Source organism: endosymbiont of Lamellibrachia barhami, from assembly GCF_011947365.2.
Classification (GTDB): Bacteria; Pseudomonadota; Gammaproteobacteria; order Chromatiales; family Chromatiaceae; genus QGON01.
On the sequence record NZ_JAAVSH020000001.1, the window covers coordinates 659,284 to 677,118 of the forward strand.

Here is a 17,835-nt window from a genome sequence, read left to right on the forward strand (position 1 = left end):
CGCCAAGCCGATTGCAACGAAGGTCACTGCCGGGCAATATGACCGAAACCGAATGCCTTGTCCATCGACGTAAAACCGGAGCAGATAGTTGATTTCCCCCAGACTCTTTTTTGTCGTGCTCGCCACGCTGATAGCCTTCTCATCAACCTGCGCCAGCGAAGAGAGGGAAATACATCTGCGGCTCCCTCCCGCCTCTTTGGCGCAGTGGTATAAACCGGCCAATAAACGTCACGTCTGGCTACACAACATGTTCAAACTGCGCCGCGAGATGCTGGCGGTCTCCGACTATTTGGCACTGGAAGATCGGGCGCGACTCAAAAAGTGGACCACTCGCCTGGCACAACACTACCGCAAGATTGGCGAAATGGTGCCGGAGTGGCGGGATGAACTGGAACCCGAACAGATGGACGCACTACAAAAGGCGGCGGAACAGGGCGATTACAAACAGGCCGCCAGCTCATTGCGAAAACTTGGTCTCAACTGCCGTTCCTGCCATCGGGACTATCGCGCCGTAGCTGCTGCACTCTATCGCAGCCCGGACTTCAGCCTAGTCAGTGTTGAGGATACTGAGACACTGGAGGAGGAACCTTATAAGAGGGTGATGGAGCGTCTCACCATGCTGCTCAACCGGGTAAAGATAGCCAGTGAGGATGAGAGAAAACAGACTGCGCTCGATAGCCTGGGCGATCTTCGCCGGCGGCTTGATGACCTTGGACAGAGTTGTGAATCCTGCCATAAGGACGAAGATCAAAAATCAAGAATCCTCGGCCCTGAAACAGAGAAATCCCTGACGGCACTTGAACAGGCGATCGAAGCAGGAGAAAAAAAGCAGGCAGGACGCCATCTGGGAACACTGGCCGTCCAGAGCTGCGCACGCTGCCACAGCGTGCATCGCACCCTGTATGACATTAAAAAGATGCTTGTACCTTAAGCAAGACTTAAACGCCCCCTCCCCATTGATGTATATCATGATTTTTTCGAATAAAAACGGGTAGACTTCAACCTTGGTGTAATGCAGGTATATTTACACTCCGCATAGATCCGCAGAGATCTGTCGTTGTCAGCGCCGCTGATTGGTGTTTACAAGGGGACATCGTCAAGATGAGCAACCATTATCCTCCGGCCTCCAGGCGCCGGGTGTATCGCTTTACTTATATATCTCTCAGCTTCTCTATCTTGATTCTGACACTTGGCTGGGTAACCGCAACCCTGGCCTCCTCAGATCCAAAAATCGAAATGGGCATCTCCGAATATACAGATACGGATGAACGCCATGCGATTATCAAACTCAAAAAAGAGCGCACGGCAACCACTGATCATGCAAAACTGAAGGAGCTTCAAGGCCCGTTTTTTAGTGGCCCTGAAGTGACCAAAGCCTGCCTGGAGTGTCACAACACGGCAGGCCATCAGTTCATGAAAAACAAACACTGGACCTGGGACTACAAACATCCGAAGACAGGCCAGCACCTTGGCAAGAGTGTGTTGATCAATAACTTCTGTACCAATGCCAGAGGCAATGAGGGCATGTGTGCCCAGTGCCATGCCGGTTATAACATGGACAGCCCGGATTTTGATTTCACCAACCAGGACAATATCGACTGCCTGGTCTGCCACGAATCCACTGGCACCTACTACAAAACACCCACATCAAAAGGCAACAAGGCCTGCTCCGTCATGTTTGAGGGCAAGCCAGCCATCGACTGGGCGGCGGTTGCCAAGAGCGTTGAGATGCCGACTCGCAACAACTGCGGCAAGTGCCATTTCTACGGCGGCGGCGGTGACAATGTGAAACACGGTGACCTCTCATCTGTACTGTTCGACCCACCCAAAGACGTCGATGTGCACATGAGTGAAGCCGGCGAAGGCTTTTCATGTGTTACCTGCCACGTGGGCGAAGGTCATGAGTGGGCAGGTAGCCGCTACGAGATGCTGGTCAACGACGAGACTGGCACGGGTAAACCAGGCATGCCACGCGATGTTGCTTCATGCGAAAGCTGCCACAGCGCTTCGCCACATCCAATCACCTCTGTCCAGGGGATCAAGCTCAACAGCCATACTCAAACAGTTGCCTGCGAAACCTGCCACATTCCAGCTATTGCCCGGGGCGGTGTCGCCACTGAGGTCGACTGGGACTGGCGCACCATGGGCAGACTGAAAGATGGTGAGGGTTTTAAGCTGAAGGAGTATACCCAGGGTGACGGCCATCACCGCGCCACTTACAAATCGATCAAGGGCACATTCACCTATGCTGAAGACCTTGAGCCAATGTATGCCTGGTTTGACGGCACCATGAACTACACCACGATCACCACCCAATTTGATCCATCAAAAGGCCCGATCGACATCAATAGTTTTTCCGGCTCCCATGATGACCCTGGTTCACGCATCTACCCGTTCAAACGCATGCACTCCACACAACCCTACGACAAGGGCAACAACACGCTGCCCTATATGCATCTATGGGGCAATGATGAAGACGCACTCTGGGGCAACTATGATTTCGGCAAGGCAATAGAGGCCGGAATGAAGAAAAATGGTATCCCTTACAGTGGTGAATGGGGGTTTGTCGAAACCTACTCCTACTGGCCCATCAACCACATGGTGGCGCCCAAAGACGATGCGCTGAGTTGTTCCAGCTGTCATTCACATGATGGCAGACTCGATCATCTTGATGGTTTCTATATGCCGGGTAGAGGCAAGAATGAAATGCTCGATCTTATCGGTTTGTTGGCAGTTCTCGGCACCCTGGGTGGGGTACTTGGACACGGCGCACTGCGCATGATCGCCACCCGCAGGAGGAAAGTCTGATGACAATGCATAAGATCCTGGTCTTCAAGCGGTTTGAACGACTCTGGCACTGGAGCCAGATGGCGCTCATCTTCACCCTGCTGTTCACTGGATTTGCAGTACATGGCGTCTATAATCTGATCGAGTTTGGTGATGCCGTCACTGTACATACCTGGGCCGCGCTTGTGCTGTTGCTGCTCTGGGCATTCGCCATCTTCTGGCTCTTTACCACAGGGCAGTGGCGCCACTATATCCCGACCACCGAGCACTTCATCAAGGTTGCCCGCTTTTACGCCTTCGGCATTTTCAAAGGAGAGCACCACCCCTATCGCAAGACCTACCGGCGTAAACACAATCCGCTTCAGGCGCTGACCTATCTTATGGTCAAGATCGTGATCTTTCCTGCGATCTGGATATCCGGCATCGCCTACCTGCTGATCAGTTTTGGACAGGAGGCGCTTTTCAGCTGGATAGGACTTGGACCCATTGCGCTGGTCCATACCATCGCGGCCATCGCGGTCCTGCTATTCATCATCGCTCACGTCTATCTGCTCACAACAGGCCACTCATTCATCGATCATGTGAAACCGATGATCACCGGCTATGATGACGTTGAACTGTCGGATGAAGAGTTGGCCTATCTGAAGGCAGATGAACCCGGGGTAATTAAAGAAGGGGATTAGTTCCACTTCAAGTCTAACTTATGCAGGGTACAACCTGCGCACCATGATTGCTGCTTATTCCGGTGCGCAGGTTGTACCCTACCAAACCTCGCCATTCATCTGTTCAGGATGGCTTGAACACCGACTCTTGAGTTAGAAGGTCGTCAGTGGCTGACCCTCTATTCACCCCGCCCCGACCAACGCATTGCTGTCTCACGATACTCCCCCCACAAGCCATGCTTCTGCTTAATTGCCTCACTCTCCCTCTGTTTCAATTGATCCCTAAAAGCACTGTCCAGCGGGTAACGATTGAGCACCACCGCATAACCATCAGCCACCATCTTCTCATTCAGACTATTGCCCTGATCATCCATCACCACCAGCGAAATACGCCCATATTTATCACGCCGATTCAGATTTCCACTCAACATCACCTGTTGACCCGGGGACACAAGACGCTTGAGATGAGAGGTCGACACATCGCCTATCGACAACAAAACATCCTCACTCAAACCGGTACGCTGGGCGTCTCGTTGCAACTTGGGATTAGGGGTATCTTCCGGCGCGTCGATTCCAGCCAGCTGTATACGCTCAGGACCGCCAGCAAGTTCTACAACCAGCGTGTCGCCATCCTCTATCTTCTGTAACTTATAGCGCTGACCTTCCTCGGCTACAGCGGCCATGCAGAGACAACCGGCACCTAGCAGTAGAACAAAATTTCTTAACAAGATATTCATAAAAACCCCGTGGACCTATCTTGGCAACCAGAAGATAAAAAACAGACAGAAAATGGTCAATGCAATAAAAAGCAGAACAAAATTTTTCCGCGCCCCGGCACGATAGCCCTTTTTCTGAAAATGGGAGACTGCGCCGCAATGAGGGCACTCGGCAATATCTTCCGCTATCTTTTTACCGCAGTAGAGACAGTTTACTTCGCCCAATTGGTTATCCCTCTATTTTTAAGCAATCATGGTGCGCAGGTTGCACCCTACGGTCGTCACATTTAGATAAGCCACACTGTATGCAAACCGTCACCGCGAACGCTGAAACTTGAGTTATAATACCGCCCTGCCACTAGCATCAGGACACTCTCTTGTGATTATAAAGACCAAATGCCTATTCCTCACCCTTCTCACCAGCATACTTTTGGTCGGCTGTAGTGCACATCCCGGTTCAGGGATTTGGCTGCCCGCAGAGGGAAGTGAGTCGCCTTACTCCAGGATCGAGGTGCTTTTCGAGGGACGGGCCGAGCTCTTTGTAGCAGGCCGGGAAGCGCATCTCTTCCGCTGTTTCTGGAGTGGGACAACCGCAGACAGCATTCACATGGATTGCATCTCGGCGGATGACGAGACCCAAAAACCCGTTTTCACCCTGCAGGTCTCTGCCGACGGAACCGCCAGACTCTCCGAGGCGGGCAAAAAACTAGGCCTTTTTCAGCGCACCGAGCAGATACCCACACGAAAAGAGTAACGTCCTATCAATGACTGGTTCCGCGGGAGCGGGTCAGTTTGTTGTGGACGTTGTATTTACCTGAAGGCTTTTTCATCGGCAGACGCTTGACCTCCTCAAGCGTCTTGGCGTCGTAGACCACCAGCGCACCATCGAGATCCCAGATGCTGACCAGGGCATAGCGGCCATCCTTGGTGAACTCGACATGGGCCGAGGTCTTGCCGGGCGCCGGTTTCAGCGTCTTTACTATCTCCAGAGTCTGCTTGTCGATCACATGCATCAGGTCCCTGTTGGGACCGAAGAAGACATCGACCCAAGCGTAGGGACTCTTCTCATGACTGCGCATGAAGAACCCTGGCCCCTGGGTGGGAATCCGTTTGATCACCTCCCAGGTTTCGGTGTCGACAATGGTGACCTCTGGCTTTTCGATATTTGGTGTGGCCAGCACGTTTCTACCCTGATACTGCCAGGTAATGGCGGAACTCAGGTGCGGCATGCCGGGCAGTGTCACCTGAGCCACGGCTCTCTTCAGGTCGAGATCGACAACCTGCCCCGCACTTCCTTCGAGCCCCTTATCCAAGCCCCGTGACGTGCCGATCACCCGGTCATACTCCTGGGTGAGGAAGAAGTCATCCAGATAACCCTCCACCTGGATGCGGCGTACCGGAAAGCGTTCCTCTTTATGGGCATCCCCGGACTCTTCGCGATAGTCATGGACCCAACCGGAAAAACCCGCCGGCGGCTCGTCCATATAACCAATCTCCCAAACCTCGGGGATATCCTTCAGCGCGGCGATAAAACTCTCCCGCGGATCCGCCGTATAGACCGCGCTGACCCTTGAAGAGGTGCCGGTTGCGTCCACCACATCGATCACCTTCAGCGGTGAAAGGTCGCGGGCGTCCAGCACTACCAGGGAATGGGGCAGGTAGTTGGCGGCAATCACATATCGTCCATCGTGGGAGACCGCAATGCTGCGGGTATTGATGCCGGTCCGCACCTCAGCGGCATAGGTCAGGTTGAAGACATCGAATTTGCTGATCCAGCCATCCCGGGAGGCGAAGTAGATGTAACGTCCGCCTTCGGCCCACTTGGGTCCACCATGCAGGGCGAAGCGGGTCGGAAGCCGGTGAATCGGTTCAAAAGTATCGCCATTCAGCAGGGTGGCGTGGTGATCCCCAAGTTCAACCACCATGAAGAGGTTGTCGATATCCGCCTCGAATTTAGGGCTGCCCGGCAGTTCTCCCGGTTTGTGGTAGACCAGTTGGCTCCCTTTGATTTCATCCATACCCCATTTGGGCATAACCTTCAGTGGGGTATAGATCAGCTCCACCAGCGACGCTATCTCCGCCTCGTTGAGCTTCTCCTTAAAGGGCGGCATCTGTACAGCCGGACGGCTGTTTTCGATCATTTGAAAGGCAGACTTCCTGCGCAGCCGCTTCAGGTTTTGCGGCAGCAATGCAGGCCCGATGATCCCAAGCCGGCCAGGGCCGTGACACTCGGCACAGTGCGTTTTATATAGCACCGCAGCGTCGACCGCAGCGACACTCTGAGCCGCATTAAAAAGGCCAGACAGGCAGAAAATGGTCAGCAGCAGGGGACGGATCTTCATGGTCAACCTATCCAGTAAGCACTTGATCTATCGGCGTTTTATCTTCTGTGGCGGAGGAGATACCGATCTCTTCGTCAGTAAGATAACAGGCGGGGTCCTCACTCCAGGCATCGCCGGTGAGCTGCATCGCCCGCACCCGGGTATTGCCCCCGCAGATGTCGAAATAGCGGCAGACACCACAACGCCCTCCGATTGTGCGGGGACTCGCCTTGAGACCGGCCATGATGGGATCCGATGTATCCATCCAGATCTCGGAGAAAGACCGTTCCTTGACGTTGCCCAAGTCGTAGTTCCACCACATGGTGTCTGGATGGACCCGACCCTGATTATCGATGTTGGCGATATTGACACCAGAGCTGTTGCCACCCCACTGGATCAGTTTCGCCTTGATGTGTTCAGTCTGCTCGGGAAATAGCCGTTCCGTCCAATGGAGCAGATAGACGCCGTCCGCATCATTGTTACCGGTGACAAACTCCGTGCCTCGCCCCTTGGCCGCATCCTCCAGCGCGTGATCGAACAGCAGATCCATGGCCCAGCGGGTGGTGTTGAGGAAGACGTCATCCTCACGGTTTTTGTTACCACGTCCCGCATAGTTGAGGTGGGAGAAATAGAACTTGTTAATGCGCTCCTCAACCATCAGATCCAGCAGTTGAGGCAACTCCTCCGCATTGTCCTGAGTCATGGTGAAACGCAGCCCCACTTTGATGCCTGCATCCCGGCAGAGACGCAGACCGTGCATCGACTCGTCGTAGGCTCCCTCCTTGCGGCGGAATTGGTCGTGGGTCTCACGGATGCCGTCGATGCTGATGCCAAGATAGTCGAAACCCACCTCGGCGATCTTATCGATGTTCCGCTCATCGATCAGGGTGCCGTTGGTGGAGAGGGCCGTATAGAAACCCATCGCCTTGGCGTGGTGAGCGATCTCAAAGATATCGGGCCGTAGCAGCGGTTCGCCACCGGAGAGGATCAGAACCGGCACCTTGAACTGCTTCAGATCGTCCATCACATCGAAGACCTGGGCAGTATTCAGCTCATTCGGGAAATCGGTATCCGCAGAGATCGAGTAGCAGTGCTTACACATCAGGTTGCAGCGCCGCACAAGATTCCAGATCACCACCGGCCCCGGTGGGTTGCGTTTTGGCCCCAAGGGTTTGGGATCCAGTATTTCCTGCATGAATTGTGAGATTCTAAACATAGTCTTCTTAATAATTAGGTAAAAGGCTAAAGGCTGGCAAATCGAAGTTTTGCATAAAGCATGTGTCAAGCATGTAGGCCAGATCAAGCGTAGCAGATCGGGCATCCAGACTTTGGCAGAGCGATAAGGTTGCCGGTTCCGCTGCGCTTGAACCGACCTACGGAACACCAAGCTACAAGGCTTGGCCTATCCGGTGGCATGGCCTCCTTTTGCCTTTAACCTGGAATTCTCATGCCGGTTTTTTTCAATATCCGGCTGCTGAACAGGACCTCATGGCCCCGGTTATCCTCACCTAAAAGTTCCACGATGATGCGGGTCTTCTCCATCACCTCGTCCCGGTCTCTGCCATGTACCATGGCGAATAGATTGTAGTGCCACTCAGGCAGATGACGGGGGCGGTGGTAGGCATGGCTGACAAAATCCAGCGCACCTATCTTGCGGCCATACTCCTGCACCTTGTCGTCCGCCACATCCCAAACGGTCATGCCATTGCCCTTGAAGCCGAGAGTATAGTGGTTGGGTACGGCGCCAATACGACGGATGATGCCGGATTCAAGCATCCTGCGCATACGCCGCATCACCTCATCGGCGGTGCTATCCAACGCCTGGGCAACCTGCTCATAGGGTTCCGGCACCAGTGGCAAACCACCCTGGGTCGCCACCACAATGCGACGATCCAGGTCATCCAGCGGCTGCGTTGCTACACCCTTATCCAATATCATCTCTCTCAGATCCAGGGCTACTCCGACCCTTTGGGATCTATCTTGAGATCCGGAAGACTGACGCTACCGATCACCTGCAGCACGATGCCACAGCTAACAAAAAAGAATACCGAAGCCACCAAACTGGCGAATATGGGATTGTCCGTACCAACCGCGTAGGCCCGATAACCGGCGGCACACAGTGTAATGACCGCAGCAACGTAACAGATATATGCCACTATCAGAGATAGCCTCTGGGCAGGTTTTCGTGTCTTCAAAAGTGGAGCCTCTTAATTATCTATAGCGTGTACTTCAGGGGTCGGAGTCAATCCGTGCAACCATGGTAACGTAAAAAAACATGGCGCGGACGGATTGACTCCGACCCCTCCATTCAAACTAGCGTATCCGTGGCATAAAACGAATTTCAAACCTCGAATTTCAGGCCGACAAAGAACTCCTCTTTTTTCGGCATATTGTAGACTTGATATCCTGTCACATCCTCAATCTCAACAAGCACCGACTCGATGCGCGCCGGGGTCTCTGTCGCCAGCACGAACCACATATTCAAGCGGTGGTCTCGCGCGTAGTTGTGGGCGACCTCGGAAAACGCATTGACCTGTTCGGCCACACGCTCGAAATCCTCTTCAGGAATACTCATGGCACAAAGACTGAGTCCGCCACCCAGACGTTCCGCATTGTAGAGTGGGCCAAAGCGGGAGAGCTGTCTCTTCTCCAGCATCTGCTCCAGACGCTGGATCAGTTCCGCCTCGCTGATACCGAGATGATCCGCCGCCTCCCGGTAGGGATGATCGGAGACTGGGAAGCCCCCCTGCAGACGATTGATGATAGCGCGGTCGACACTATCCATCATTGATAACGTGCACCACGCTGCTTAAAGCGACGCCCACTGAACAACACCTTGTGGGGAATGCCCTCGAGGCCACATGATTCAATAATCGCGTCGATGTAGTTGAGTACCCGCTGACGATCCTTGCCGTGGATCATACTGAAGAGGTTGTAGGGCCACTCGGGCAGACGCCGTGGACGCTGATAACAGAGAGTGACACAGGACTCACCACCAAGCTTCCCTCCGACCTCATCCAATTGTTCATCAGGTACATCCCAGACCACCATCGCGTTGGCGGTATAACCCAACTCATGGTGACGCACCACGATACCCAGGCGCTTGATGATACCTTCATCCTGCAACCGGGTAATGCGCTCAATGACCTCCCGCTCCTCCATACCGATACGCTCACCCACCTCGGCATAGGGGTGACTTGAGAGCGGCAGCCCGCCCTGTATTTCGGCAACCAGGCTACGATCCGCGTCATTCAGCACCACAGAGGAAACCCCAGATTGATGTGGAACTCTTTTCTTAATGGCAGATTGAGAATGGGGAACCCTGTCTCAGACTCCATCCTGGCCAGTACTGCCGCCAGGTGTGCTTCCGAGGGCGCGGTTACCACAAACCAAAGATTATGCTCATCCTCACGTTCATAATTGTGATTCACTTCGGGGTAGGCGCTGACCTTTGCGGCAACCGCTTCGAGCCGCTCTTCTGGAACGGCCATCGCCGCCAGGGTGCTGGCACCGATCTTCTTGGGCTTGAATACCGGGCCGACTCGACTGATGACCCCCGCATCCTGCAAGCGCTGCAGAATCTTCAAGACCAACGCCTCACTGGTGCCGATCTTCGCTGCCATATCCGCATACGGAGTCGGTGAGAGCGGCAGCCCATGTTGATATTCGTTGAGCAGTCTCTTTTCCAAGTCGTTCAACTCCACCTTACCTGGATTCAGCGTACGTGGATGGGCCTGGCTGAAAAGCGATGCAGGGTTAGCCATGTCACAATCCTGTCTGGTGGGCACGGGAGGTAAAAAAGATGCCGCTGGGCTTATCCACCGGCAGCCGATGGGTCAGTTCCTGGGTGCGGGTATCGTAGATCTGCACCTCGTCTTTGTCGCGAACCGAGATCCAGACAGATTCGCCACGGGGGCTGAATTCCATGTGCAGCGTACCCTTGCCGGGCTTCAGGGTATTGATGATTTCGAGGGTTTCGGTATCGATGACCTGAATGGTGTCGTTGTGGGGAAAAGCGAAGTTGACCCAGATCTGACGACCATCCGGACGAGCCATGACAAACACCGGCTGACCATGTACCGGAATCTGCTTGATCTCTTTCCAGTTTTTACTATCGACAACCAACACCGCGTGCCGCCCCACTGCCGGCAGAAAGGCGCGGTCATCCGCCATCGCCCAGCCTTCGAGATGCGGCATCTTGTAAACCGGTAGTTTTTTCTGGCCACGGCCGTAGTCATCGAGGATCAGGCGGGTTCCCTTCTCCGGATGCCATAGATCGAGCAGCGACAGACCGTCCTGTCCGAAGAGGCCGGCAATATAGTAGCGCCCATTCGGCGTAATCAGCCCGTCATAGGGCAGGCTGCCGATATTTTCGAAGCGCTGAACAGCCGGTTTGGCCGGATCGCTCATATCGATAATCCAGCTCTCGCCGGAATCGTAGAGGCTGACCACGAAGCGCTGATCCGGCGCGTCCACCAACCCCACTGTTTTGGATCCCTTCCTGTTGCCCTCCCGGTCAGTGATGGTAGTCGCGGGAATGTCGGCGATCAGGGAGAGGTCATCGGCAGAGAAGATCTTCACACCACCGGGTTTGTAGTTGGAGACTGCGATCAGGCTGCCATCCTGGGAGATAGCGCCGCCGATGCTGTTGCCACCCTGGATGATGCGCTTGACGATCTTGCCACAGAGGATATCCACCTTGGTGAGTCCACCGTCACGGCCGAACACATAGGCGTAACGCTCATCACGGGAGTAGACGACAGAGGCGTGGGAGAGGTCACCCAGCCCCTCGACCTGAAATAACGTGTTGTGGTGGGTGGTGTCCACAACTTTCAGGCTACCTGCCGCTCGCTCGACGATAACGCCCATATCGCCGGTGCCACGGATCAGACAATCGGATAGGGCGATACCGGGCAACAGAAACACCGTAAAAAACAGAATAGAGAGAGATTTCATCACCGCTTGACACCCTGTTTCAGTTGTTGCGCCAGCCATAGGGCTTCACTGTCGGTGAAAAATGGACGCCAGGGCGGCATCGGCGTGCCTGGGCGACCGTGCAGGATGGTGACCGCCAACTGCTCCGCTTGCCAGGGCTGCAGGCGCTTCGGTGTCAGAGCAGGACCCAGCCCCCCTTTCAACCGCATACCATGGCAGGAGCCGCAGTCATGTTTCAACAGATAGAGCAATTCAGCCTGACGCGGGGAGACGATTTCCGCCTGCACGGCAGTAGCTGTCATAACAACAGACATGGCCAACAGCAGGGTGAAAAAAGGTTTCATCAGGTTAATACTTCACTTCAAGGAGTCCTGAGCAAATCGTGAACAGCAGCTTTGCAGGCCACGATTTCTTCTTTAAAGACCCATAAATAAGACATTACTTAAATAGTAAGATATCACCTGGGTTTCGGGAGTGGCTTTGACTTCCGTCAACCTCCCTATTCGACGTGTACCACACCCGTCATTTTGGGATGTGGACCACAGCGATAGGGAAAACTTCCGACCTGATCGAAGCTGCGTTCATAGGTATCATCGGGAAACAGATAATCAGGCTCTGGATCCCCCGCCTGTTCAAACCAGACACTGTGGTACTGCCGCTTCTCCCGGTTGATCCAGCGCAGCCGCTGCCCGGCCTTGATGGTGATCTCCTGGGGCTCAAATTTAAATTTGATGATGTCTATCTCAGCGACCGGCGTCTGCGACCCCCCCGCCGACAGTGACGAGGCAGATAGGGCGAAAACCAGAACCAACAGGCTCCGACGAATGTTTATCAAATTGGTCGTCTTGCTCTTCATCACTGTGCAGTGGCGTTGATCTCTGCCTTATCGTTATCAAATCCCAGTTTGTAACCCAGGGAGACGTGGTGGAATCTGGCGTTGCTGTAGTCATCATGGATGGCGAAACCAAAATTGTAGACCTTATCTTTCGCCAGCGGCAGATCACCCGGCTTGCCGGTCTCAAGTTTACGCTTCATCACCAGGGTCCAGATGCCACCCTCCAACGAAGCGGTCATCTCTGCCGCCTCGCCGCCGCTCATGGCGCGCTGCTCCAGAATGTGGCCATCCTCGACCTCGCCCTTGCCGGATCTGTAGCGCACCAGCTCCATATACTTGTGGGCGTCCATCTCCGCCTGCAGTTCATCCGCGCTCTTCAGCTTGTTCCAGCCACCGCGCTTCTTGCCACGACGCCCCTTGACCTCAATCTTAGTACGGCTCTCCTCGATGTACTTGGTCAGACCCTGTGAAAGATCGAGCTGCTGAGCTACCAGGCTGCCGTTTGCGGTCTCGGCATCCGGGGTGTGGGGCATAGAACGGAGATCGTGATGGCAGGTACCCCAGCAGCCAGACCGGTCAGCATACTTGACCTTATCGGTGGCAAACATCAGCGCCAGCTTCATCGAGTTACCCGGATCCATCTTGCCGCCCTCCACAAAGGGTACAGGCACATGCTCGGAATCCTCCCAGCTGAAGCGAAGATAGAGGTTCTCTCCATCGTGGGTCGACTCGACGCTGACCGGGATGCTGCCACGCTTGCCGGGAATAGGGGTCTTTTCAGCCTTCTGGCCGGTGACCATCTTTTCGCCCATGGCGGCGGTCTCTTTGTCGTGACAGGCAGTGCAACGATCTCCAGCCTTGATAAAGGGAAGGGCGCCGCCATGATCCTTGCCGGTCAGCATCCACTCCATGGAGGTCTGACCCGGATAGAAGATTGTGATCTCACGGCCTGCCGCCTTTGACCAGTCAATATGGGCATCGATAACCGCGCCGCCGGTTGCCGCTCCACCCACTTGGGATGTTGCAGCAGCCGCCGCCTCACGTTTCACCGCATTGATCTCTACATCGGGCGATTCATTATCGAAACCGATCCGGTAACCCAAGGAGACGTGGTGAAAACGGGCATTGGTATAGTCGTCGTGGATGGCAAAACCCAGGTTGTAGACCTGATCCAGAGCCAGACTCAGATCACCGGGTTTGTCGGATTTAAGCTTGCGCTTCATGACAACGATCCAAGTATTGCCCTCCTTGCGGGCATCCACCTCGAAGCCCTGACCACCACTCATCAGACGTTGCGCCAGGATATCTCCATCCTCGGTCTCGCCTTTGCCGGATTTGTAGCGCAGCAGATCCATGAACTTATGGGCATCCATCTCCGCTTTCAGCTCATCCCCACTCTTCAGCTTGTCCCAGCCGCCACGTTTCTTGCCGCGACGCCCTTTGACTTCGACCTTGGTACGGCTCTCTTCAATATACTTGGTCAGCCCCTGAGACAGGTCAAGTTCCTGTGCAACCGGACTGCTGTTGGCCGTGTCGGCATCGGGGCTATGCGGCATGGAGCGAGCGTCGTGATGGCAGGTACCCCAGCAGCCCGAACGGTCGGCATACTTCACCTTGTCGGTGGCAAACATGACGGCCAGTTTCATGGGATTTTCAGGATCCATCTTGCCGCCTTCGACAAACGGCACCGGCACATGGTCTGTATCTTCCCACTCAAAGCGCAGGTAGAGATTCTCGCTATCATGGGCAGCCTGCACATTCACGGGAATGCTGCCGCGCTTGCCGGGGATAGGGGTCTTCTCGGCCTTCTGACCAGTGACCATCTTCTCGCCCATGGCAGCGGTCTCTTTGTCGTGACAGGCAGTGCAACGATCTCCAGCCTTGATAAAGGGAAGGGCGCCGCCATGATCCTTACCGGTCAACATCCACTCCATGGAGGTCTGTCCCGGATAGAAAATGGTGATATTGCGCATCGGCACGTCGCTCCAGTCGATACCGAAATCTGCAACCGGACCTGCCGCCATCGTGGCTGCAGTCGCCTCACCCGCCAGCTGAGATTTGTAGGCAGCCAAAGCGTCGGCAACGGCTTTATCCAGACGTGCCTTTTCGGCCTTCTTGGCTGCAATCTTGATCTCGCGGGCCTTCTTCGCCGCGGCCTGCTCCGCTTCAGCCTCTGCAGCCTCTTTGGCCTCTACCCGTTTCAAACCTTCGAGAAACATCTCGGGCACTTTCCGGATAAACGAGGGCTCTGGCGCCTCCAGCGCCTCCAGTTCCTCATCGGAGAGCAGATCACGCACAGGCTTGTGAGCAATGCCCTTGTGGCAGTCGATACAGGTCTGGCCGGTTTTGAAGGCATTCAGATGTTGTTTTCTCGCCCGGGGTTTCTGGAACTCCGGGTTCATGGATTCGAAATTGTGACAGTTGCGGCACTCGCGGGAGTCGGTGCTCTTCATCGTATCCCAGACCCGCTTCGCCATGGTCAGGCGGTGCTCATCGAACTTCTCAGGGGTATCCACGGTCCCCAAAATTTTATGGTAGATCTCGTTACTGGCCTGTATCTTCCTCGCCATCTTGTGTACCCAAGGATCGGGAACATGGCAGTCAGAACAGGCCGCCCTGACGCCGGTGCGATTGGAATAGTGAATACTTGGTTTGTACTCCTCGTAGACATTCTCCTCCATCTCGTGGCAGCTGATGCAGAACTCGAGGGTGTTGGTCGCCTCCATTGCGGTGTTAAAGCCACCCCAAAAGATGATGCCACCGATAAAAAACAGCAGTGCGCCACCCACAGTTGTACCAAGAATGAATCGCCGTGATGCCAGGCTGGGTTTTTTGAACTGGTCTGCCATTTGCTTACCGTTTACACGAGGAGAAAAAAGGCGAAAAAACGCGGGCATGGAGGCTATCCATGCCCGCTTTCGGTGTTACCCGAAGTTATGCAACCCTGATCAGGTTACGTGGTTAACGCGGTTGTAGACGTTGAACTTACCGGTCGGTGCGTAGAGGCCCTTGATACGTGCCTTCTCTTTGAGGGTCTTGGCATCGAAGATGATGATCTGACCGTTGGGCTTCTTGCTGTCCTTGCGATTCCAGACAGAGGTCCAGACCTCAGAACCATCTGCGTTGAACTCGATATGAACGGCTGCATAGCCTTCAACCTCGGTCAGACGAATGGTCTTGACGATCTCGCGGGTCTTCTTGGAGATGACCTGAATCGACTGCTGAACCTCAGGCTCAGGGGTCTTGGTCTGGTCAGCCCAAAAGTAGTCAGACTTGGGATGGGTGCGAATGAATACGCCGGGACCATCGGTTTCGACTTCGTAGCAGATCTTCCATGCCATATCCGGGCGGCCCTTTGGATCGTTGCCCCAGACGGTGACCTTGCCAACACCCAGATGGGTAGTACCGCCGACAGGACCACACTTGGAATCGATCCAGTTGGCGCCAGGACCAGGATGAGGTTTCTTATCCACATCGATCATCGCTTCCAGCTTCTGGGTCTTGGTGTCAATGACCACCATTTTATCGGAAGCGTTGGCAGCAATCTGGAAGTAGCGACCGGTAGGATCGTAGAAACCGTCGTGAAGGTACTTGGCAGAGTCTATCTTGGTCATCTTCAGGTTGTCGATGTCAGTGTAATCAACCTGCCACATCTGACCCAGCTCCTTCATGGAGACCAACCAGGTAGGCGCCATCGGAGTGTCATATACCGCTGCGACACGAGACTCGTTGACATACTCGCCATCAATATTCACGCCACGGGCAGAGACGACTTTCAGCGGCTCCATTGTCTTGGCGTCGAGGATAACGAAGTGAGGCGGCCAGTAACCACCACCGATAACGTACTTGCCGTCACCGGAGACCGCGACGTCACGGGCATCATAAGCGACCTGCACCTGAGCCACCTTCATCTTGTCAGGCATGGCCCAGAGGTCAACCTTGGTCATCATGCCGTCACGACCCATGATGTACCAGAATCGCCCAAGGTCTTTGGCATGCAGAGTCTGGTGATGCTCAACCGCTTTCAACACATGCACGGCGTAACCGGTGCTGATGTGGGCGAACACCTCTTTTGTGTCACCATCGATGATTGCAATCTTGCCTACATCACGCTCGATGACCAGGAAGAAGTTCTCCCAGTTACGACCGTGCATCGGCTTGGTAGGATAGTCCTTAGGCTCTACATAAACCTTGTGACGCTCCTTCATCAATGCCAAAGACATCTCCGGTGGAATCGGTGCCTCCTGCTGAATGTACTTGGAAATCAGGCTGATCTCTCCCTTCGACAGAATATCGTCGAAGTTGTTCATACCACCCTCTGTACCATAGGTGATAATCTTTTCGAGACGATTCTGACCCAGCTTCATGGTGTTTTCGGGTTCTAGATTCTTACCTGTGGCGCCTTTACGCAGAGTGCCATGGCAGCCGGCGCAACGCTGGAAATAGATTGATTTCCCTTTTTCAAAGTCTGCTTCCGACATGGTCGGCGCCGCCGCAGTAGCGTTTACTGCAAAACCTGACGTAACGACACCAAGGGCAAAGCCCAAGGCTGAAAGTGTAAATGTGGTTTTCTTCATTTAGTTAAGTCTCCATCAAGGCCATCGATTATGAAGATTTTGGCAAAACCCCGTACTTTCGTGGGTTTAGTCACGTGCAGACGATAACGCCGGGGAGGAATATCACTCTTTGACATGAATCAAACGCGTTTTTTATTGCTGGGTGGCAATCAGATTTTCAAACGTAAAAAAAAGTGAACCACTCGCGGAAAATCCCAAGCCTATTCCTATAAAAATCACCGCACCTCAGTATATTAGCAATGATTAATTCAACCGCAACAACTCAATCTGCCGATCTTCAATTCGCAAATTTCTGATATTTGTCAGACAATGCAAGAAACCCCAATCCCAATTCTTATTGACCTGCGTCAATAAAAACCCGTGTTTTTTTGCAAACCATTGGCCACTTGCTTTCCCCTCCCCAGGTTGAGAACAGCTTTTTCCAAAGGAGAACCTGCCAAATTTACCCGCCATCATTTCAGATGGGTTTTTGAAATATCCCAAAGTGGCCTAGAATGTAGGCTGATTTCACAAAAAACAATCGATCACGCTGGAAATTAAGGCATGAAAAAATTAAAAACACTGCTGCTTGTCGCCATCATCGGTCTCCTGATTGTTGCTGCAGGACTGGGATTTCTGTTTGGATTTAACAATCCGGTTGCATGGATATTGATCGGCATGGTGATTCTGATCCCCTTCATCTATAACTGGAAGGTTCGCTCGGACCAGCTGGTGTGGAAAGATTCCTACAGCGTTGGCATCGCCCAACTGGATGATGACCACAAGAAACTGATCGAGCTTTTGAACAAATTCCAGACAGCGTATGAGTATCACACCGGCGAAGAGTTCGAGCGCAAGGCATTGGAAGAGCTGGTGGACTACACCAAATATCACTTCGAACATGAAGAGAAGCTGCTGCAGGAGAACAACTATCCGGACTTCGCCGCCCATAAGGATCAGCATGTCGCAATGATTGCCGAAGTGGAGCGTTTCGTGGAGGACTACCAGGTACGGGGACATGAA

General features: G+C 54.0%; 19 protein-coding genes. 6 read left to right on the plus strand and 13 right to left on the minus strand.

Annotation, left to right across the window (positions count from 1 at the left end; all coding sequences use genetic code 11):
* Positions 1 to 88: 88 nt before the first annotated feature.
* From G9Q73_RS02860 to G9Q73_RS02870, 3 genes are all read left to right on the plus strand, one after another.
* The gene (locus G9Q73_RS02860; protein ID WP_246344952.1) at positions 89 to 931 is read left to right on the plus strand and encodes a cytochrome c; all 843 of its coding nucleotides are present in this window, start codon (positions 89 to 91) and stop codon (positions 929 to 931) included.
* A gap of 170 nt (positions 932 to 1,101) precedes the next feature.
* Entirely contained in the window at positions 1,102 to 2,808 is a 1,707-nt protein-coding gene (locus G9Q73_RS02865; protein WP_177418441.1) for a tetrathionate reductase family octaheme c-type cytochrome, read from the plus strand.
* Positions 2,808 to 3,470 (plus strand): cytochrome b/b6 domain-containing protein, encoded by a 663-nt coding sequence (locus tag G9Q73_RS02870; RefSeq protein WP_177418443.1) that lies wholly within the window; start codon positions 2,808 to 2,810, stop codon positions 3,468 to 3,470. Before G9Q73_RS02865 ends, G9Q73_RS02870 begins: the two co-directional genes overlap by 1 nt.
* A 158-nt stretch (positions 3,471 to 3,628) precedes the next feature.
* Here G9Q73_RS02870 and G9Q73_RS02875 read toward each other — a convergent pair whose 3' ends face one another.
* Entirely contained in the window at positions 3,629 to 4,132 is a 504-nt protein-coding gene (locus G9Q73_RS02875; protein WP_177418445.1) for a thermonuclease family protein, read from the minus strand.
* A gap of 63 nt (positions 4,133 to 4,195) precedes the next feature.
* Between G9Q73_RS02875 and G9Q73_RS02880 the strand changes: the two genes are divergently transcribed.
* Both G9Q73_RS02880 and G9Q73_RS02885 read left to right on the plus strand, forming a co-directional pair.
* Positions 4,196 to 4,456: a hypothetical protein gene (locus G9Q73_RS02880; RefSeq protein WP_177418447.1), complete on the plus strand. Its 261-nt coding sequence runs from the start codon at positions 4,196 to 4,198 to the stop codon at positions 4,454 to 4,456.
* 88 nt (positions 4,457 to 4,544) lie between these two features.
* On the plus strand, positions 4,545 to 4,919 hold the full coding sequence (locus G9Q73_RS02885; RefSeq protein WP_177418448.1) for a hypothetical protein: 375 nt from the start codon (positions 4,545 to 4,547) through the stop codon (positions 4,917 to 4,919).
* A 7-nt stretch (positions 4,920 to 4,926) separates the two neighbouring features.
* On the opposite strand, the gene G9Q73_RS02890 is transcribed toward G9Q73_RS02885, so the two are convergent.
* The 12 genes from G9Q73_RS02890 to G9Q73_RS02945 all read right to left on the minus strand — a co-directional run bounded on the left by G9Q73_RS02890 (position 4,927) and on the right by G9Q73_RS02945 (position 16,833).
* Entirely contained in the window at positions 4,927 to 6,507 is a 1,581-nt protein-coding gene (locus G9Q73_RS02890) for a cytochrome D1 domain-containing protein (RefSeq protein ID WP_177418450.1), read from the minus strand.
* Positions 6,508 to 6,514: 7 nt separating this feature from the next.
* Positions 6,515 to 7,681 carry a heme d1 biosynthesis radical SAM protein NirJ gene (gene nirJ / locus G9Q73_RS02895; protein ID WP_304956544.1) on the minus strand — a complete coding sequence of 389 codons (1,167 nt, stop codon included), beginning with the start codon at positions 7,679 to 7,681 and terminating at the stop codon, positions 6,515 to 6,517.
* 236 nt (positions 7,682 to 7,917) lie between these two features.
* Entirely contained in the window at positions 7,918 to 8,424 is a 507-nt protein-coding gene (ahbB, locus tag G9Q73_RS02900; RefSeq protein WP_177418453.1) for a siroheme decarboxylase subunit beta, read from the minus strand.
* Between the two features lie 17 nt (positions 8,425 to 8,441).
* The gene (locus G9Q73_RS02905) at positions 8,442 to 8,681 is read right to left on the minus strand and encodes a hemerythrin family protein (protein ID WP_177418455.1); all 240 of its coding nucleotides are present in this window, start codon (positions 8,679 to 8,681) and stop codon (positions 8,442 to 8,444) included.
* Between the two features lie 146 nt (positions 8,682 to 8,827).
* Complete coding sequence (locus G9Q73_RS02910; RefSeq protein ID WP_304956545.1) at positions 8,828 to 9,274, minus strand: Lrp/AsnC family transcriptional regulator; 447 nt, start codon at positions 9,272 to 9,274, stop codon at positions 8,828 to 8,830.
* Positions 9,271 to 9,747, minus strand: a complete 477-nt coding sequence (gene ahbB, locus G9Q73_RS02915; RefSeq protein ID WP_177418457.1) for a siroheme decarboxylase subunit beta — start codon at positions 9,745 to 9,747, stop codon at positions 9,271 to 9,273. Before ahbB (G9Q73_RS02915) ends, G9Q73_RS02910 begins: the two co-directional genes overlap by 4 nt.
* Positions 9,738 to 10,250 carry an Lrp/AsnC family transcriptional regulator gene (locus tag G9Q73_RS02920; protein ID WP_218649916.1) on the minus strand — a complete coding sequence of 171 codons (513 nt, stop codon included), beginning with the start codon at positions 10,248 to 10,250 and terminating at the stop codon, positions 9,738 to 9,740. Before G9Q73_RS02920 ends, ahbB (G9Q73_RS02915) begins: the two co-directional genes overlap by 10 nt.
* 1 nt (position 10,251) lies before the next feature.
* Positions 10,252 to 11,442: a cytochrome D1 domain-containing protein gene (locus G9Q73_RS02925; protein WP_177418458.1), complete on the minus strand. Its 1,191-nt coding sequence runs from the start codon at positions 11,440 to 11,442 to the stop codon at positions 10,252 to 10,254.
* The gene (locus G9Q73_RS02930; RefSeq protein ID WP_177418460.1) at positions 11,442 to 11,765 is read right to left on the minus strand and encodes a c-type cytochrome; all 324 of its coding nucleotides are present in this window, start codon (positions 11,763 to 11,765) and stop codon (positions 11,442 to 11,444) included. The genes G9Q73_RS02925 and G9Q73_RS02930 overlap by 1 nt, the downstream gene beginning before the upstream one ends.
* A gap of 155 nt (positions 11,766 to 11,920) precedes the next feature.
* Positions 11,921 to 12,277, minus strand: a complete 357-nt coding sequence (locus G9Q73_RS02935; RefSeq protein WP_177418462.1) for a plastocyanin/azurin family copper-binding protein — start codon at positions 12,275 to 12,277, stop codon at positions 11,921 to 11,923.
* Positions 12,277 to 15,105, minus strand: coding sequence for a NapC/NirT family cytochrome c (locus G9Q73_RS02940; protein ID WP_177418464.1), 2,829 nt, complete (start codon positions 15,103 to 15,105; stop codon positions 12,277 to 12,279). The genes G9Q73_RS02935 and G9Q73_RS02940 overlap by 1 nt, the downstream gene beginning before the upstream one ends.
* A gap of 99 nt (positions 15,106 to 15,204) precedes the next feature.
* Positions 15,205 to 16,833: a cytochrome D1 domain-containing protein gene (locus G9Q73_RS02945; protein WP_177418465.1), complete on the minus strand. Its 1,629-nt coding sequence runs from the start codon at positions 16,831 to 16,833 to the stop codon at positions 15,205 to 15,207.
* A 543-nt stretch (positions 16,834 to 17,376) separates the two neighbouring features.
* On the opposite strand from G9Q73_RS02945, the gene G9Q73_RS02950 reads away from it, so the two are divergent.
* Positions 17,377 to 17,835 (plus strand): bacteriohemerythrin (locus G9Q73_RS02950; RefSeq protein ID WP_246344954.1); only part of this gene is annotated, 459 nt, incomplete at its 3' end.

What these genes read in the sequence shown, in the direction of transcription:
- G9Q73_RS02865 (WP_177418441.1), top strand. Translation starts at nt 1,102, where the DNA reads ATGAGCAACCATTATCCTCCGGCCTCCAGGCGCCGGGTGTATCGCTTT.
- G9Q73_RS02870 (WP_177418443.1), top strand. Translation starts at nt 2,808, where the DNA reads ATGACAATGCATAAGATCCTGGTCTTCAAGCGGTTTGAACGACTCTGG.
- G9Q73_RS02875 (WP_177418445.1), bottom strand. Translation starts at nt 4,132, where the DNA reads ATGGCCGCTGTAGCCGAGGAAGGTCAGCGCTATAAGTTACAGAAGATA.
- G9Q73_RS02890 (WP_177418450.1), bottom strand. Translation starts at nt 6,507, where the DNA reads ATGAAGATCCGTCCCCTGCTGCTGACCATTTTCTGCCTGTCTGGCCTT.
- nirJ (WP_304956544.1), bottom strand. Translation starts at nt 7,681, where the DNA reads ATGCAGGAAATACTGGATCCCAAACCCTTGGGGCCAAAACGCAACCCA.
- ahbB (WP_177418453.1), bottom strand. Translation starts at nt 8,424, where the DNA reads ATGATATTGGATAAGGGTGTAGCAACGCAGCCGCTGGATGACCTGGAT.
- G9Q73_RS02910 (WP_304956545.1), bottom strand. Translation starts at nt 9,274, where the DNA reads ATGATGGATAGTGTCGACCGCGCTATCATCAATCGTCTGCAGGGGGGC.
- G9Q73_RS02920 (WP_218649916.1), bottom strand. Translation starts at nt 10,250, where the DNA reads ATGGCTAACCCTGCATCGCTTTTCAGCCAGGCCCATCCACGTACGCTG.
- G9Q73_RS02925 (WP_177418458.1), bottom strand. Translation starts at nt 11,442, where the DNA reads ATGAAATCTCTCTCTATTCTGTTTTTTACGGTGTTTCTGTTGCCCGGT.
- G9Q73_RS02930 (WP_177418460.1), bottom strand. Translation starts at nt 11,765, where the DNA reads ATGAAACCTTTTTTCACCCTGCTGTTGGCCATGTCTGTTGTTATGACA.
- G9Q73_RS02935 (WP_177418462.1), bottom strand. Translation starts at nt 12,277, where the DNA reads ATGAAGAGCAAGACGACCAATTTGATAAACATTCGTCGGAGCCTGTTG.
- G9Q73_RS02940 (WP_177418464.1), bottom strand. Translation starts at nt 15,105, where the DNA reads ATGGCAGACCAGTTCAAAAAACCCAGCCTGGCATCACGGCGATTCATT.
- G9Q73_RS02945 (WP_177418465.1), bottom strand. Translation starts at nt 16,833, where the DNA reads ATGAAGAAAACCACATTTACACTTTCAGCCTTGGGCTTTGCCCTTGGT.